Annotated in this window: 16 protein-coding genes; 3 read left to right on the top strand and 13 right to left on the bottom strand. The window is 61.1% G+C overall.

The window, feature by feature from the left end; translation table 11 throughout:
• Positions 1-25: 25 nt before the first annotated feature.
• The 8 genes from tssG to F759_RS0111900 form a co-directional block, all read right to left on the bottom strand.
• On the bottom strand, positions 26-1,120 hold the full coding sequence (tssG, locus tag F759_RS0111935) for a type VI secretion system baseplate subunit TssG (protein ID WP_027800059.1): 1,095 nt from the start codon (positions 1,118-1,120) through the stop codon (positions 26-28).
• A complete protein-coding gene (gene tssF / locus F759_RS0111930) occupies positions 1,084-2,922 on the bottom strand; it encodes a type VI secretion system baseplate subunit TssF (RefSeq protein ID WP_027800058.1) in 1,839 nt (612 codons plus the stop codon). The genes tssG and tssF overlap by 37 nt, the downstream gene beginning before the upstream one ends.
• Positions 2,923-3,027: 105 nt before the next feature.
• Positions 3,028-3,507, bottom strand: a complete 480-nt coding sequence (tssE, locus tag F759_RS0111925; protein ID WP_020070382.1) for a type VI secretion system baseplate subunit TssE — start codon at positions 3,505-3,507, stop codon at positions 3,028-3,030.
• Positions 3,508-3,592: 85 nt separating this feature from the next.
• Positions 3,593-4,096 (bottom strand): Hcp family type VI secretion system effector, encoded by a 504-nt coding sequence (locus F759_RS0111920; protein ID WP_027800057.1) that lies wholly within the window; start codon positions 4,094-4,096, stop codon positions 3,593-3,595.
• A 72-nt stretch (positions 4,097-4,168) separates the two neighbouring features.
• Positions 4,169-5,659 carry a type VI secretion system contractile sheath large subunit gene (gene tssC, locus F759_RS0111915; RefSeq protein WP_027800056.1) on the bottom strand — a complete coding sequence of 497 codons (1,491 nt, stop codon included), beginning with the start codon at positions 5,657-5,659 and terminating at the stop codon, positions 4,169-4,171.
• A gap of 14 nt (positions 5,660-5,673) precedes the next feature.
• On the bottom strand, positions 5,674-6,222 hold the full coding sequence (gene tssB / locus F759_RS0111910; protein ID WP_027800055.1) for a type VI secretion system contractile sheath small subunit: 549 nt from the start codon (positions 6,220-6,222) through the stop codon (positions 5,674-5,676).
• A 36-nt stretch (positions 6,223-6,258) separates the two neighbouring features.
• Positions 6,259-6,936: a tetratricopeptide repeat protein gene (locus F759_RS0111905; protein WP_027800054.1), complete on the bottom strand. Its 678-nt coding sequence runs from the start codon at positions 6,934-6,936 to the stop codon at positions 6,259-6,261.
• A gap of 25 nt (positions 6,937-6,961) precedes the next feature.
• Positions 6,962-7,258 carry a hypothetical protein gene (locus tag F759_RS0111900; protein ID WP_027800053.1) on the bottom strand — a complete coding sequence of 99 codons (297 nt, stop codon included), beginning with the start codon at positions 7,256-7,258 and terminating at the stop codon, positions 6,962-6,964.
• A 49-nt stretch (positions 7,259-7,307) separates the two neighbouring features.
• Between F759_RS0111900 and tssJ the strand changes: the two genes are divergently transcribed.
• The 3 genes from tssJ to icmH all read left to right on the top strand — a co-directional run bounded on the left by tssJ (position 7,308) and on the right by icmH (position 10,176).
• Positions 7,308-7,934: a type VI secretion system lipoprotein TssJ gene (tssJ, locus tag F759_RS0111895; RefSeq protein ID WP_027800052.1), complete on the top strand. Its 627-nt coding sequence runs from the start codon at positions 7,308-7,310 to the stop codon at positions 7,932-7,934.
• Between the two features lie 119 nt (positions 7,935-8,053).
• On the top strand, positions 8,054-9,400 hold the full coding sequence (gene tssK / locus F759_RS0111890) for a type VI secretion system baseplate subunit TssK (protein WP_027800051.1): 1,347 nt from the start codon (positions 8,054-8,056) through the stop codon (positions 9,398-9,400).
• Positions 9,397-10,176: a type IVB secretion system protein IcmH/DotU gene (icmH, locus tag F759_RS0111885; RefSeq protein ID WP_027800050.1), complete on the top strand. Its 780-nt coding sequence runs from the start codon at positions 9,397-9,399 to the stop codon at positions 10,174-10,176. Before tssK ends, icmH begins: the two co-directional genes overlap by 4 nt.
• 96 nt (positions 10,177-10,272) lie before the next feature.
• Here the strand turns inward: icmH and zwf are convergent, their stop codons facing one another.
• The 5 genes from zwf to F759_RS0111850 form a co-directional block, all read right to left on the bottom strand.
• On the bottom strand, positions 10,273-11,754 hold the full coding sequence (gene zwf / locus F759_RS0111880) for a glucose-6-phosphate dehydrogenase (RefSeq protein ID WP_027800049.1): 1,482 nt from the start codon (positions 11,752-11,754) through the stop codon (positions 10,273-10,275).
• Between the two features lie 505 nt (positions 11,755-12,259).
• A complete protein-coding gene (lhpI, locus tag F759_RS0111865; RefSeq protein ID WP_027800048.1) occupies positions 12,260-13,195 on the bottom strand; it encodes a bifunctional Delta(1)-pyrroline-2-carboxylate/Delta(1)-piperideine-2-carboxylate reductase in 936 nt (311 codons plus the stop codon).
• Between the two features lie 177 nt (positions 13,196-13,372).
• Complete coding sequence (locus F759_RS0111860; RefSeq protein WP_027800047.1) at positions 13,373-13,636, bottom strand: hypothetical protein; 264 nt, start codon at positions 13,634-13,636, stop codon at positions 13,373-13,375.
• Positions 13,637-13,764: 128 nt separating this feature from the next.
• The gene (locus F759_RS0111855; RefSeq protein ID WP_027800046.1) at positions 13,765-14,403 is read right to left on the bottom strand and encodes a C39 family peptidase; all 639 of its coding nucleotides are present in this window, start codon (positions 14,401-14,403) and stop codon (positions 13,765-13,767) included.
• A gap of 47 nt (positions 14,404-14,450) precedes the next feature.
• On the bottom strand, positions 14,451-15,791 hold the full coding sequence (locus F759_RS0111850) for an NAD(P)/FAD-dependent oxidoreductase (RefSeq protein ID WP_027800045.1): 1,341 nt from the start codon (positions 15,789-15,791) through the stop codon (positions 14,451-14,453).
• Positions 15,792-15,997 lie beyond the last annotated feature (206 nt).

Genomic DNA, 15,997 nt, shown 5'->3' with positions numbered 1-15,997 from the left:
ATCCGGTCAGATTCTATCGTTATGGTCAGTGGATTACGTGCAATTCGTAACGGGCATCCGCGCGATCATGTTGCGCGGTGCGCGTGCAGAGGAACGCGTCCCAGCCGAGGCGCGCGCCCTTGCTCAGAAGCGCCGGCCCAACAGCCTCGCGGCGCAACACTAGCGACACTTCGTATTCCAGCGTGATGCCCGCAAGCAGCGTAAGCATGCGTTCGAGCGCGACGGCGCGATCCGCGCCAGGTAGAAAGGCCTCGTAATCGGCCTTGTCGAGAGGGCCGATCACGAGCCGCGCCCGCATATCGCGCTGCCAGACGCGCTCGCCCGCTAGCGCCGTTGCGCCCAGCGTCGCATTGACACTGCCGAGTACGGTCAATTGATCGCGCGGCACGTCGTACCATTTGCCGACGAATTGTTCGACGCGCACGGGCACCTTGAAATAGTCCGACAACGTGCGCTGCAAATAGGCTGCCGACACGGGCCTGTGCCGCGCGGGCAGCGCATACCCAGCAATCGCTTCGTCGAATAGCGCACCCTCCCCGCTTTGCAGACTGTTGCGCGTGTCGTTGTCGGCGACGCCTGCCAGGGCGAGCAGCAACGGCAAATAGCGTTCGTCGCGATCCAGTTCGTAGTGGAACGGCAAGCGGTACTTCTTCCACGCCGCGTAAAAGAGCGCGGTGGCGCGATTCGAAAACACATCGAAGAATTCGCGCGCGGCGCGGTCCCGCTTGATCTGTTCACGCGCGATGATCTGCTCGGTGTAATGCAGCGGCAACGCGCCCTGCCCGCCGAGTAAACCAAAAAACGCCGGCGTGATATCCACTTTTTCGAGCGAGCCGTCTTGTAGCGCCGCCGTGCGTTGTGCCTTCTCTTTCAGCGCGGCGCCCTCGTCGTCATAAGATTGGGCGCCGTGAATTTCGCTCGGCGGAAACGACATCGACAGGGAATTGCGAAAGGCGATGCGCTGCGCGACGATATCGCCGGAACGCCGGACCTCAGACGGCGATTGCTGCGCGAACCACTTCTCGAGCAGCCGCACGGCCTGAAAAAATTCGAAGCGATGCGGTTCGTCGAGAAGCTGCTCGACTACGCCAGGATCGATTCGCCGCTGCGCGGTTTGCATCGCAATATCTCCTCGCCAGTGCGCTTCGACACGACGACCAGTTGCACAAAGCTGTTCAGATGCACGTACAGCCCAAAGAATGTGTCGATCACGCGCACGAACGACGCGAGACTCGTGCCGACAAAATGTTCTTCGTCGATGGTCAGGCGAATCTCGATGCCGCGCACGAATGTGGCAAACGGTTTGCCCGGCAGCCATTGCACGGCTGCGCGCTGTTCGATAGCCACTAGACCGTCGATATGCCGCGCCGACACCGCCGTGCGCCGCAAATCGTAAAGCACCAGCATTTCCTTCAGCGCGGACAAACCGCTATTTGCAAGCGACACATGGTTCAGCGCAAGATGCGAAATGAGCCGCCAATGCGAAGCGCGCCCTCGTTCGAAACGCACACTCGGCGTGGGCCGGCGCAGCATCGTAATGCTGCCGGTCAGCGAACCTCCTTCGAGAAACAGATCGCCGCCTTCGAGACCTACGGCAAGGCCTGCGGGCAAGTCGCGATTCGTACATGTCAGATCGAGACTCAACGTGTCGGTTTGCGGTGCTGCGGGCTCGAAATCGATGTCGACAATGGAGATTTCGGTCTCATAGCCGGGGCTTTTTTGCGCGACCCAATCGTTGCGCCGCGCGAACCAGTAGTGTCCGGCGCGTGCTGCTTCTCCGTGATGCAGCGAATAGAACGGCCGGAATTCGGTTACCGATTCCTGATGCGCCTGTTGCCTGACGAGCTTTACCGAATCGATCGAATAAACTTCATAAGCAAATGCGCGGCGCGCTTCGGCGACAACCGGGTATGAGATTACCTGATGACTCACGCGAATCGGTTCGCCGTGCTGTTCAAACAGATTCACCACCGGCGTACAGAAGAGACGAAAGTGATGCGCGGACAACGCATCGAGCAACCGGGCGACATGCGAATCGCTGCGCACTTCTTTTAGCACGACATGCAGGGTCATGCGCTGGCAGCGGCCTGCCGCGCGTGTCATTGCCGCCAGGTCGAAGTCGGCGAAATTGAATTTTTCCGGGAATGCGAAGTACTCGGTCAGCAGCCGATAAGCGGGATGCGATTTGGCCGGATAGTCGATCAGTGCGTTGTTTTCGTCAAAGCCCGCTTGCGCGAGAGGCGACGTGCGCAATTGCGTCCACACGCCACGCCGGTCTGCTTCCACATATGTCGCCATTGCATTGACGAACAGGCAGTCCGCGAGCGCCGCAATGAACGACTGCTCGCCGTGCAAATGCGCGCGCAATGCACCAATTTTCAACGCGGACAGATCGAGCTGCGCGGCGGTCGATTCGAAAGTAATCGACACGATGGCCGTGGCATTGCCCGGCAAGACGGTCGCGCTCGGCGCCATTGCAACCGACGTGTACTTTGCTTCAGAAATCCGGATGGGCGCGAGCGTCACGTCGTACGCCGTGCGAAAACGGCATTGCACACCGCGAATAGGCCGCGACTTCAATTCAGTGCCGCGTTCGATCGTGACGGGTTCGGTCAGATGACTCAGCGCGGCGGAGGTGCCCAATTGCGCAATCGAACATGAAGGAAATGGCCGCAGATAGTGCGGATACAGTACTTCCAGTAGCGCTTCGGTGAATTCCGGGTAATCGTCGTCGAGCTTTTTGTTGATGCGCGCGCCGAGCAGCGCAAACGATTCGATCATTCGCTCGACATGCGGGTCCTCGCAGTGCTCGCCGGACATCGCGAGACGCGCGGCAATCTTCGGGTAGCGCTCCGCGAAATCGCGCGAATAGCGCCGCAGAAATGATAATTCGCGCTCGTAATACGGTAGCAATTCTTCCATCGATCTATCCCCGGACCCGAACCCTCTCCGCTTGAACTAGCGCCACCGTTACGCGTCACGGCGGCGTTAAAGCGGTAATGAAGCCAAGCGGTATTAAAACAACTTCTAAAGCTTCGCGCGTGCGCGCGTCACCGAATATTGCAATGTGGATGGCTGCAACATCGCATCGAAACTCACCGGTTCTTCTGCCGGATGAACGACCAGCAGCGCTTGAATTGCAAAGTTAAGCGCGTTGGTCGATTGTTCGTTCAGTTCGAGTGTGACCGATACCTGCTGCAAACGCGGCTCATGCCGTGCAATGGCCTGTTGAATCGATTTGCAAATGAACGTACGGTCATAGTGACTCGCGAGACTCAAACCCGCGAAGTCGTTCAGACCATACGTGAGCACCGAGCGCTGACATTCGGGCAACGCCGCGAGCTCGTGCTCGGTCAGCGCGATACGCGTGTTCAATATCGCTTCGACATCGCGCGCGACGGTGCCCTTCAGCTCTTCCAACGACAATTGCCGCATCGCCGGTGAGGCCGGCAGATGCGGTTCGTCGTCGAACAGCTTGTCGAGAAAGCTGGGTTCGAAGCGTTTCATCAGCGTCCGAAGAAGCGGTTAGATGCAATGCGCACGTCATGCGCGGCAGCTCTTCTGGACTGCGCGCGCCGCATGCGCTCATGTATCAGACCGCGTACGTCTTGTCGTTCTTCGTCAGGCTCCACGCGCCTTGCGCGTTGCCGCCCTGGTTGCCGCCGATCTTCTGCTGCGTGTACTTCCACTGCACGGCGGCGTACTTCAGCGAGAACTGTTCAGTCGGCAGACCTTCGCCGACGACGCTCGGCGTCACGCTCGAAATGATCACGTACTTCAGCTTCACTTCGAGGTACTTGATGCGATTGCCTTCGCCGTCCGAACGCATGAAGTCGATCGTGACTTCGTCGAACGTGGTACCGCCCGACGCGTGTTGATAGATCAGCGGGCTGACCACGTCGATGTCCTTCGTGAACTGCATGTCGGCGTGTTCGCAACGCTCGGACGTGTGACCGCCCGCAGTCGAAGCCGTCGCCGAGCGCGGTTGCGTGATCGAGTGGCTCCACGAATCGATTTCGATCCAGCCAGCGTGATCTCTATCGGCGGACTCGCCTTTGATCGCCGGATTGCCGAATTTTAAATAGATGTCCTTCATAACTCATCGACTCCCCAAAGAGGTGGTTTTAACATCTAACCCGAGCGGCCAGCCCGGGCTTTCTGACTTCGTTTATGAATTGGCCGGTTTCGGCAGGTCGGCGACGAGCCGCAAGGAGATCGACAGTTCGTCGAGCTGGAAATGCGGGCGCAGGAACGCAACAGAGCGATACGCGCCCGGCTTGCCCGGAATCTCCGACACCTGGATCGATGCTTCACGCAGCGGGAACTGCGCTTTCTGCTCCTGAGTTGCGTTGTCATCCAGCAGTACGTACTGCGAGATCCAGCGATTCAGGAAAACTTCGACGTTCTGCGCCGATGCAAAGCTGCCGATCTTGTCGCGCATCATCGCCTTCAGGTAGTGCGCGACGCGCGATACCGAGAAGATGTACTGCAATTGCGCGGACAGAACAGCATTGGCATTGGCGCTGTCGGTGCTGTATTTCTTCGGCTTCTGCACCGATTGCGCAGCAAAGAACGCGGCGTAGTCCGAGTTCTTGCAATGCACGAGCGGAATGAAACCGAGGTCGCTCAGTTCTTTTTCGCGGCGATCCGTAATGGCGATTTCGGTCGGGCATTTCAGCGCGACTTCGCCGTCGTCGGTCTTGAATGTGTGGGTCGGCAGATCTTCCACCAGACCGCCGCCTTCAACGCCACGAATCGCGGCGCACCAGCCGAAGTCGTCGAATGCAGCCGTCAGGCGCGCAGCGAATGCCCATGCCGCGTTACACCACAAGTATTTGCTGTGATCGGTGCCGTTCACTTCTTCGACGAAATTGAAGCCTTCCGCCGTGGCGTCGTCTTTCGGATTGAACGGCAAGCGGCCGAGAAAGCGCGGCAGCGTGAGGCCCACATAGCGCGAATCTTCGGAGTCGCGGAACGACTTCCACTTCGCGTATTCGACGGTATCGAACACCTTGCCGAGATCGCGCGGCTTGCCGAGATCCGCAAACGTTTCGAGGCCCATCAGTTCGGGCGACGCCGAAGCAATAAAAGGCGCATGTGCGGCCGCCGCGACGTGCGACATCTGCTCGACGAAATACACGTCTTCCGGCTGACGCGTCACTTCGAAGTCGCCAATGATCGCGCCGAACGGCGAGCCACCGAACGTGCCGAACTCTTCCTCGTAGATCTTTTTGAAGAGCGCGCTCTGATCGAATTCGATCGCGGTCTTGAAGTCGCGCACGAGATCGCGCTTGGGCGCATGCAGCGCCTTGATCTTGACCGTCGCGCCGGTGTTGCTCTCCTTGCACAGATAGTCGAGACCGCGCCACGTGCTTTCCATGCGCTGGAATTCCGGCGCGTGCATCACCGCGCTCAACTGCGCGGAAATGAGGCGGTCAAGTTCTGCAACGCGTGCGTCGATCGTCGCCGACAGATTGTCAGAGACGACCACCGTGCCGTCGAGCACCTGATGCACGAGTTCGCCGATCAGATCCTTCGCGCGTGCATGTTCGGAATCGGACTTCGCCACGCGGCTTTTCTCGACGATCTCGTCGAGCAGCGTGGATTCCGCACCGCTTTGCGCGGTGGCGAGTTGGGCTGCTGCCGTTTGCTGGTTCATCTCACACCCCGTACTTATTCGCCTTGCTTGTCGTGATCCGGCGCGCCGCCGTGCTGGTCCGCCGCATTGCCCTGGTCTTTCGCCAGAGTCTGCAACTGCTGCGTGTTGTTGAGCACTTCCGAGAGCAGATCTTCGAGTTTGTCGTTGCCGGCAAGCTTGTTGCGCAGATCGGCGAGCTTCGAACGTGCTTCGAGCAGACGCCGCAGCGGCTCGATTTGCGCGACCACTTCATCCGGATTGAAATCGGCCATCGACTTGAAACGTAGATCGACAGCGAATTTACCGCCGCCTTCGCTCAGGCGGTTCTCGACCTGAAACGCCGCACGCGGCTCGATCGCCTTCATCACGTCGTCAAAATTATCGCGGTCGATGTTGACGAACTTGCGATCGCGCAGCTTCGGCTGCTCGACTTCGGACTGCCCCGCCAGATCGGCCACTACGCCGACCACGAACGGCAGTTCCTTCACTTCGATCGCATCGCCACGCTCCACCTCATAGGTGAGCTGCACGCGGGGCGGCCGCACTTTTTGCAAGCGTTTTTGTATGCTTTCTTTCTTCGCCATCGTCGGCTCCCGAATGCTGATGGTGAGGCGTGAGGATCAGCGCAGCGCGCTGAACGGATCAGACGCGCCGCCGCTTTGCGCGGCCTTGGCGGGTGCTGCGGGTACTGCTGGAGCGGGAGCCATCGGAGCAGCTGGCGCAACCGCGACGCTCGTGCTCGTTTCCGGCGCTTCCATCGTCTTGCTCTTCGCGACGCGGCGAATCACACGTTTTTTCTTGGGGGCCGGCTTATCGTTCGGGTCGGGCGGGAACAGCGTGGCCTCGCCGAGTGTGTCGCGCAGCTGCTTGGCGAGCGCCTGCGCGTCCGATTTGGCGTCGCCCGCGAGCGATGCGTCCTGACGCAACTCGCCGAGCGATTGAGTGGCGACGCGCAGCCCGGCCACGGCCAGGACGCTCTTTGCCTGACGGTCGGTCTGGTCGCGCTGCAACGCTTCTTGGGCGGCGACGATAGCCTGGCCGTAATGACCTTGCGTGAACTGGATTTGCGCAATGCGCGACCACGGTTCCTCGCGCGTCGGATCTGATTTTGAAAGCTGCTGATAAAGGGCAATAGCGCGGTCCTGATCACCACCTTTCGCAACTGTATCGGCGTCCGCGAGTTGCTTATTAAAAGCCTCCGGTGTGGTCGCCGCGTTGTTGCCCTGTGTCGCGCAACCGGCCATCACGCCGCATGCCAACACTACCCCAGATAGTTTTACTAACAGACGGTCATTCATCGTTTTTCACCGACGTGCGAATTTTTTAATTCAAGGAGAAACCGGAGTTTTGCTTTGCTTCAAGTGCGCGGGTATAGTACAGGCCAATTTTCGATAATTCAACTTTCATGTGAAGAAGCATTGCACGAAAAAAATACGCGTGGATCTTTAAAACGAAACATGCAGAAATTGTTTCCTGGCGCAATAGGGGCGACGGGGCGACCGGGAAAATTTTCCACTCGGGCGTGGCAAAGCCTTCTACATCGGGATTACATGCAGGCTGCATAACGCGGCAGTAAACGGCATAAAGCGGCATTAGTTGCTGAAGTTTCGCGGGAATCATTTCGTTATTGATGTTTAGACGGGGGACGGCGGCCAGCCGGTCGATGTATATGAATTCGCATCTTGTTCGGCATGCATTGCTATTGATTGCCCATGCCGCCTTATGTGTCCTTCTCGGTGGTTGCGCGGCAGGTGTGACGGTGCTCGGAGCCGCTGCCAACGCGGCTTTGCAGGCGAGCGGCCTCGGCAAGCCCGAATTGCCGGACGCGCAAAAGCCGCCGCGCAATGTCGGTCTCACGTTATATGCGGCGCCCAATCTGAATGCGGCGAATGACAAGCGGCCATTAGCGCTGGTGGTCCGGCTTTACACATTGAAAGATCCCACTTCTTTCCAGCAGGCGCCGTTTAACGCATTTACCGATCCGGCGAAGGAAAAGACCATACTCGGCGGCGATTTGCTGGGCGTGCGTGAAGTGACGCTGATCCCGGGCCAACGTTACGTTGTTACCGAAAAGGTGTCGCGTGAAGCGCAGGCCCTCGGTATCGTCGCGCTATTTCGCGATCCGGCCATGCAGCGTTGGAAATTCGCCTTCGATCCGGCGAAGTCGGAGAAATCCGGCATAATGATCGGCCTGCATAACTGCGCAATGACGGTCACCAACGGCACGGTGATCCCGCCAGAACAGGGATTGCCCGCGCAGCCGCTAAATATGCTTTCTTCGGTTAGCTGCGGTTAAAAGGTGCGGGGAAACATGCCAGGAATACGATTTAACATTTTCTAGAGAATTAACAATGCGACGCCCGAATCGGGTTATTCCGGGCACGCCGCACGCTGAACCCATATAACAGGTTTGAGATGAGTTATTCCGCAAAAGTGCTCTGGGGAGAAGGCCTGTTTCTAAGGCCGCAGCATTTTCAGCGTCAGGACGCCTATCACGAAGCGCGCCTGTTCGAGTCGATTCAGGCCATCCAGCCGTACAACTGGGGTGTGCGCTCCGCGCGCTTCGACCGCGACGCGCTCGGCAGCAACGTGCTGCGTGTAAGCGAGCTGTCGCTGGTGTTTCCCGACGGCGCGCTGTATTCGGCGCCGCAAGCGGACGGCCTGCCGCCGCCCATCGCGTTAGACACGTTGCCGGACGGCATCACCGAATTTACGTTTTATCTCGCGCTGCATCCGTTGCGCGAGACGGGTGCCAACTATTCGCAGGACAGCAACGCCGGTTTCGTCGCGCGTTACGTGAGCGAGCAGACGCCGGTTGCGGATCACTTCACCGATGCCGCCGAAGCCGACATCACGTTCCTCAAGACGAGCGTCAAGCTGATCGCTCATAGCGAGCCGCGCGATCAATTACTGTCGGTGCCGCTCGTGCGCGTGCGGCGCACGGCCACGTCGGGCTTCGAAATCGACGACAGCTTCGTGCCGCCGTGCCTCGCCATCGACGCGTCGCCGGTCCTGCATCAGCGGCTGCGCCAGCTGATCGACGCGTTGCAGGCCAAGGTCAACGCGCTCTACGGCTTTCATCGCGAACCGACCAAGAACATCATCGAGTTCCGTTCGGGCGACATCGCGTCGTTCTGGCTGCTGCACACGGCGAGCGCGGCGTTTGCGTCGCTCGCGCACCTGTATCAGCATTCGGCGCTGCACCCTGAGCGGCTGTTTCAGGAGTTGCTGCGCCTCGCCGGGCAGTTGATGACGTTTTCCAAAGGCTATGCGCTGTCCGATCTGCCGGCTTATCGTCACGACGATCCGGGCCCCGGCTTCGCGCGGCTCGACATGATCCTGCGCGATCTGCTCGAAACCGTGATCTCCACGCGCTACTTCGCGATCTCGCTTGAAGAAGTGCGTCCTTCGTTCCATGCGGGCCGGCTCGATTCCGGCAAGATCGACGACAAGACGCTGTTCTACATTGCCGTATCCGCCGACATGCCCACCGCCGAGCTCGTCGAAGCAGTGCCGGCGCGCTTCAAGGTCGGCGCGCCCGACGACGTTGACAAGCTCGTGCTCTCCGCGATGCCCGGCGTGCGGCTCGTCTACACGCCGCAAGTGCCGCCCGCGATTCCGGTGAGGCCGGGCGCGTGCTATTTCTCGTTGGAGCCGCGCGGCGCGTTGTATGAGCGCATGTTGCAAGCGCAATCGGCAATGATCTATGCGCCCTCGGGCATCAACGATCTTCAACTTGAACTGATCGCGGTCACATCATGAGCTACGCGCCTTCACTTTTCGGCGGCAGCACGCCTGCCGCGACGCCCGCCCCAACGGCTGAACCGAGCTATCAGGTCCGCTCGCTGCTCGACTTGCTGTACGACGGCTTCTTCATGCTGTTCCTGCTGAAAAACGGCCGCGAACCTGGCGACGCGCACGAATTCAGCCAGCGCATCCAGCAGTTTCTCGGCGACTTCGAGCGCGGCGCGAAAAAGCTCAATGCATCAGCTGAAGACGTGTATGCATCCAAGTTTGCGTTCTGCGCGGCGATAGACGAGTCAGTGTTGTCGTCAACATTCAGGATCCGCACGGAATGGGAGCGGCAGCCGCTGCAACTGGTGCTGTTCGGCGAACAGCTCGCGGGCGAAAAATTCTTCCAGTATCTCGAGGAATGCCGCGCACAAGGCGCGGCGCGTCTGCAATCGCTTGAAGTGTTCCATATGTGTCTGCTGCTCGGCTTTCAAGGCAAGTATTTGCTGGAAGGGCCGGAGAAGCTCGCGTATCTGACCGCGCGCATCGGCGATGAAATCGCGCACTTGAAGGGCAAGCGTGCGCCGTTTGCGCCGCATTGGCCGCTGCCCGATCAGGTCGCGCACCATCTGAAGCGCGAAGTCCCGTTGTGGTCGATCGGTGCGGTGTTCGCGCTGGTGGGACTGCTGGCCTATCTTGGCCTGAACACGTATTTGCGCGACCAGACGTTGCGCACGTTGGCGCCCTATTCGCAGGTGGTGAAGCTCGGGCCGCAATCGGCCACGCTGACGATCTCGTTGCCTTGAGTGCGTCGGCTCAGCAGTTGATGCGGCAGCATCGAAAAGGCCCGCTTTCAGCGGGCCTTTTTCATTGCGCCAGAGAAGCTGCGGATAGAAAACCGCTTACTGCGACTCTTCCGCCCAGACGGCGTTTTCGCGCGCCATCAACGCCGTCGACGCAGCCGGCCCGAACGTGCCCGCAGTGTAGTTACGCGGCCGCTCGCCCGACTTCGCCCAACCTTCGAGAATCGGCTCGGCCCACGCCCACGCAGCTTCCAGTTCGTCGCGCCGCATGAAGTGTGTGAGACGGCCGCGAATCACGTCGATCAGCAGACGCTCGTAAGCTTCCGCGCGACGTTCGGTGAACGCCTGCTGCAAGTCGAGGTTCAGATTCACCGGCAGCATGTGCATGCCGCTGCCCGGCTCTTTCGCGAGCATCTGCAACTGGATTGACTCTTCCGGCTGCAACTGGATCACGAGGCGGTTGCCGTAGTTGCGTCCGCCGCTCGGGATGATCGAGAACGGCAACTCGGAGAATTCGATGACGATCTCCGACACCTTCTTCTGCATGCGTTTGCCGGTGCGCAGGAAGAACGGCACGTTGGCCCAGCGCCAGTTGTTGATGTGCGCGCGCAACGCGACGAACGTCTCGGCGCGGCTGCCGGCCGGCACATTGTCTTCCTGGAGATAGCCCTTCACCGCCTCGCCGTCCACCGCGCCGGCCGTGTACTGACCGCGCACGGTATCGCGGGCGATGTCCTCGGGCGTCATGGGCCGCAATGAGCGCAACACCTTGAGCTTTTCGTCGCGGACCGCGTCGGGGTCGAGCGACACAGGCGGCTCCATTGCGACGATGCACAGCAGTTGCAGCAAGTGGTTCTGCACCATGTCACGCAGCGCGCCGGTCTTGTCGTAGAAACCGGCGCGGCTGCCCACGCCGACCGTTTCCGCGACCGTGATCTGCACGCGCTTGATATACGGCGCCTGCCACAGCGGGCCGAAAATCGGATTACCGAAGCGCAGCACCATCAGGTTCTGCACGGTTTCCTTGCCGAGGTAATGGTCGATCCGGTAGATCTGCGCTTCGCTGAAATGCTTGCCGACCGCCGTGTTGATCTCCTGCGCGGACGCGAGATCGTGGCCCAGCGGTTTTTCGAGCACGACGCGCGAATTGTCGTCCACCAGCCCCGCCGCCGAAAGGTTCTCGCAGATGTTCATGAACAGATCCGGAGACGTCGCGAGATAGAACACACGGCGCACACCTTCGCGCGACGCTTCTTTCAGCCGCTGATAGTCTTCGGCCGAGTCGACATCCATGCGCACGTATTCGAACAGCGCGAGAAATTTGTCCCACGCGGCGGCATCGAACGCTTTCTTTTCAATGAAGGGCTTGGCCTTCTGCTCCATGAACTCGTTGATGTACTCATCGCGCGACCACGGCTTGCGCCCGATGGTGAGAATGCGCGTCTCCGGCGGCAGGTTGCAGTGCAGATGCGCCATGTACAGCGCGGGGAGCAGCTTGCGAAACGACAGGTCGCCGGTGCCGCCGAAAATGATCATGTCGAGCGGAAGGTCGGGAGTCGCAGAAGCGTGTTGGGTCGTCATAGCGCGGTCGCAGCGTCGTGAGAAGGAAGGCGTCGCCAGGAGCCAGGAGACCTTTGGGGCCGCTGGCCTGGGGCAAAGACAGAAAAGTGGATGCGAGGCCTGGCGGCACGCGTATCGGCACATTTCTGGCAAACGCCTATGGTGCAACGTTTTGCGATTGTTTGCACGGCAACATGCGCCGCAGGTTGGCGCAATATGCCAACGCGCCCGGCGAAAGGCTGTTTTAAAGGGGTTTTTTATCGTGCCGAGTGGCGTGCTGCGGGCGCTGCGTGCGGTGGGCCAAGGGCTGCTTCGGCCGCTTCGGCCGCTTCGGCCGCTTCGGCTGCTTCGGCTGCTTCGGCTGCTTCGGCTGCTTCGGCTGCTTCGGCCAGTTCAGGCTACGGCGGCCGCTTGTGCCACGTGGCTACCTAAGCCAAGTGCGCTAAGTGGGCTGCCTGCGCCGCTCACGCACTTTGCGACACGCACCCTCGATGCAAGCACGCCGCGCCCGCCTCGCCGTGGATGCTCAACCGCGAGACAAAGCCTCTCGCGCAACGCGACACGCCGCCAGATCCCACGCCGCACAACCGACGCTCTTGAAAACAATCGGCGTTTGCGCCGGCAGCGGCACCGAGTTGTCCAGAAGCGACGCGATGCCCCGGACGTCGGCCCAATCCACGCCTGCCTGAATGAAATCGCCGGCTTCGTGTTTCGCGCCGGCCTCATCGTCGACGAAAAGCGCGCTGTCCGTGATCGTGCGCGCGCCGATTTCGACCATCTCGGGCGTGAAGGCGCCAACGCCGATCACAAGGCGGCTCGTGCGCGCCGCTTCGTCATAGACCGGCTGCCGGCTCGTGGTGAGCGCAATAACCGTGTCGATCGACTCGGGCAGCGCTGCATCCGGCCGGCCAAGCGGCCGGACCTCGAACGCCTTGCCGCGATGCGCGGCGCAAAACGCTTCGGCGCGCGCCGGCGCGCTGCCCTTCACCCACACGCGCGCCTCGGGATACAACTCGCCGATCGCTTCCAGATGATTGAGCGCCTGCGTGCCGGTGCCGATCAGCAGAAACTCGCGCGGCGCGGGAGCGGCAAAGGTACTGACGCCCAGCATCGACATGGCTGCGGTACGCCGGCCCGTCACAGTGGGACCGTCGAGAATGAAGAGCGTCTCGCCAGTGTCGGCGTCGAATGCCATCACCTGGCCGTGGATCGTGGGCAGGCCGCGCGACCCGTTGCCCGGACACACGTTGACCAGCTTGTGAATCGCGAGGTCGGACGCGGTCGCCGGCATCGACAGCAGAATGCCGCCTTCGTTGAGCGGTACGACGAGCCGCTCCGGACTCGCGATGCGTTGCTGCGCGTACTCGATGCTCGCGCGCTTTAACGCGTCGACGAGCGCGGCATACGGTGTGAGCCGCGCAGTCGCGGCCGCGTCGAAAATCTGCGTGGTGGGACGGGTCATGAGCGGATGGGGTAGTCGCAGTCGGGACAGACGATTCTACGACGCCAGGCAGCATCGCAAGCGCACTGTTTCGATGAGTAGTGCGACGACACCGGCGACGACGGCGGCAATGACAGCTGCAATGAAAATGACGCGGCTCCTCGCGTGTCATGCATGCGCCGCTCGCTCAAATCGAACTCACTGCGCCGCGCCCGAATTGCTGCCGCTGTCGCCGGACTTCTTGCCGCTCTTGAACATCGCACGGCAAGGCGGACTGAGTTCGTCGATGTGCTGTTTCATGCAGGCGGTGATCTTCGCCTTGTTCGGTATGTCGGCGGCGCAGAAGTGCATCGCGTCGCCGCGGCAGGCCTTCGCCTGTTCATCGCGGGTCGCCGCATGAACCGCGGTAACGGCGCCGAGTGCGAAAAGGCTGGCGGCGAGCAGGGCATGGATTCGAGTCATGTTGGGTCCTGTATCGCAAATGTCGGTACAGGCGCAGCAGAAAACGGGCCCGATCGTTGCGGCTAGCCTGGCTCTTATCGCTGCGTCTGTTGCGCTGTTGCGCCTCTTGCTTCCTCTTGCGCTCCGGCTCAATCCGCACCCGCACCAAGACCAAGCATCATGCCTCGGCCGGCATAAAAACGCCTGATCGTTGCAAACGGCAGATAAACGTCGGCCTGTTGCGGCTCAATTCCCGAAGGATTGTGAAACCACACGCCGTTGGCATCGCGTCCATGCAGGAGAATCAGATGCCCGCCCTTGCGCTGGTTCGGCCGCTCGGGATAGCGGATCTCCGGGCTGACCGAGACAATCGCGAGCGTCCGCGGACCGAGGCGCGCGGCGATTTCCTCGAGCGAAGCCTGCGGCAACACGTCGACGCGCACGCCGAATGCCTCCCGCACCCATGCCGCAAACGGGCGATAGATCAGACCGTCGACGCCGCCGTCGTCCCTGACGCGATACACGCCGTGCCGCAACGCTTCGTCAAGCAGCGCGGCGCGCGGCGCATGTTCGATGCGCCAATAGTCGAGCGCCGATTCCAGGCACGTCAAACCGCAAAGGCGTTTGGCCCAGAAGCGGTAGCGCTCGGGGTCCGAGAATCCGCTTTTTCGCCAGCCCGGATCGTCGCAAGGATCGCCCTGCTGTTCGACGATATGGCGAACCCATTCGGGGCTGCCCCACTGGGTGTGGTACGGCACGCCGGCGTGGCGCAGGGTCGGTTCGTTCATGCTCGCGATCGATGAAAAGTGCGGGACGTGAAAGCCGGCAGAAGCGCTCACAACATGCTGCGAGGCCGCTGCATGGTACCGTCGACAAAACGCTGCAAACGGAACGCAGACAAATCCAGCGACGCCTGCCCGCCGTCGTTTATCTCCGCAAGGAGCCTGCCGACGATCGGCCCCATCGCGAAACCGTGGCCGCAAAAACCCGTAGCGATAGTAAGGCCGCTGATCTGCGGCGGTGCGTCGATGACAGGGATGCCGTCGGGCAGCACGTCGATCAGACCGGCCCACGACTCGACCACCTGCGCGTTCTTCAACGCGGGAAAGAGCGCGCGCAGTTTTGCAAGTGCACGCGGTGCATGGCTCACATTCGGCTGCGGATGGGGATCACGCGGATGCAACACGCGCTCGCTTTGCGGCACGCTGCCCGGCAGACGGTCGCGCAAGTCGCGCAAGCAAGCGCCGTTCAGGTGAAAGCTGAACTTTTCGCGCTGACTCCAGAGTTCGGGCAGAAACCATTTCAACGCGCGAAAATGCCCAAGCGTCATGTCGACGTCGACCTGCATGTCGTCGGCGAGATTAATCGCCCCGTTCGCGCGCTGCCGGACGCCAAGCCCGTGGCCCCAGAAGGTGGACGCCGTGACGCGCGGTAAAGGATTCGTGCGCATGCAGGTGCCGCGGACCGCCTGCTGCGGCAATTCGATACCCAGTGTCTTCAGCAGACGCCAACTGCTCGCGCCCGCCGCACAGATCAAACGCGACGTGCGGACCGTGCCGCGCTCGGTCACCACGCCGGCGATCGCGCCGCCCGCACGCTCCACACCGAGCACGCCGCAGCCTTCGAAAAAAAGCGCGCCGGCTTGCGCCGCCCGCGCCGCGAAAGCGGCAGCGGCGCGGCGCGGCTCGGCCTGACCGTCGCTTGGCGTATACAGGCCACCGAGCGCGGGGCCTTGCATGCCTGTCACCACCGTATCGATCTGCTTTCGATCGAGCGTGCGCGTGTCAAGCCCATGCTGCCGCGCGACGTCCATCCATTGCTGGAACGAAGTCCAGTCCTCCTCACCGCTCGCGACGTAAAGACAGCCGCCCTGACGCCATTCGAGGTCGAAGTTCAACTCGCGCTCGAGGGTTTCCCACAGCGGTATGCTCGCCATCATTAGCGGGACTTCGGCGGACTCGCGGCCCTGCTGGCGCACGAAACCCCAGGCTCGCGAAGACTGCTGGCCGGCGATGCGCGACTTGTCGAGCACGACCACCGACAAGCCGCGGCGAGTCAGATAGTAAGCCGCTGCGCAGCCCATGATGCCCGCGCCGGCGATGACCACGTCAGCGTGTTTGGGAAACGGTTGGTCGGCGGCGGCGAAGGCGGCGTGCAGCGGATAAGTCGTGGTCATCGGGCGCGAAGGTTTTAAGTGCGAGCATAATCTTCGCAGGCGAACTGTTTGTCCGCAATGCCGAACGCGCAGAAGGCGGTGGCAAGCCTTCTGGCGCGGAAATTAGTCCCGATTGCGTAGCTGCCCCGTTTATCCTTAAAGCGAATAAAAGGCAAATATTCGGCCCACAGATATGGGCTGAATATCCGCCACACGAATATTTGCTA

This window comes from Paraburkholderia dilworthii, from assembly GCF_000472525.1.
In the GTDB taxonomy this organism is placed as follows: domain Bacteria; phylum Pseudomonadota; class Gammaproteobacteria; order Burkholderiales; family Burkholderiaceae; genus Paraburkholderia; species Paraburkholderia dilworthii.
This window is presented reverse-complemented; position numbering and strand designations above follow the sequence as displayed.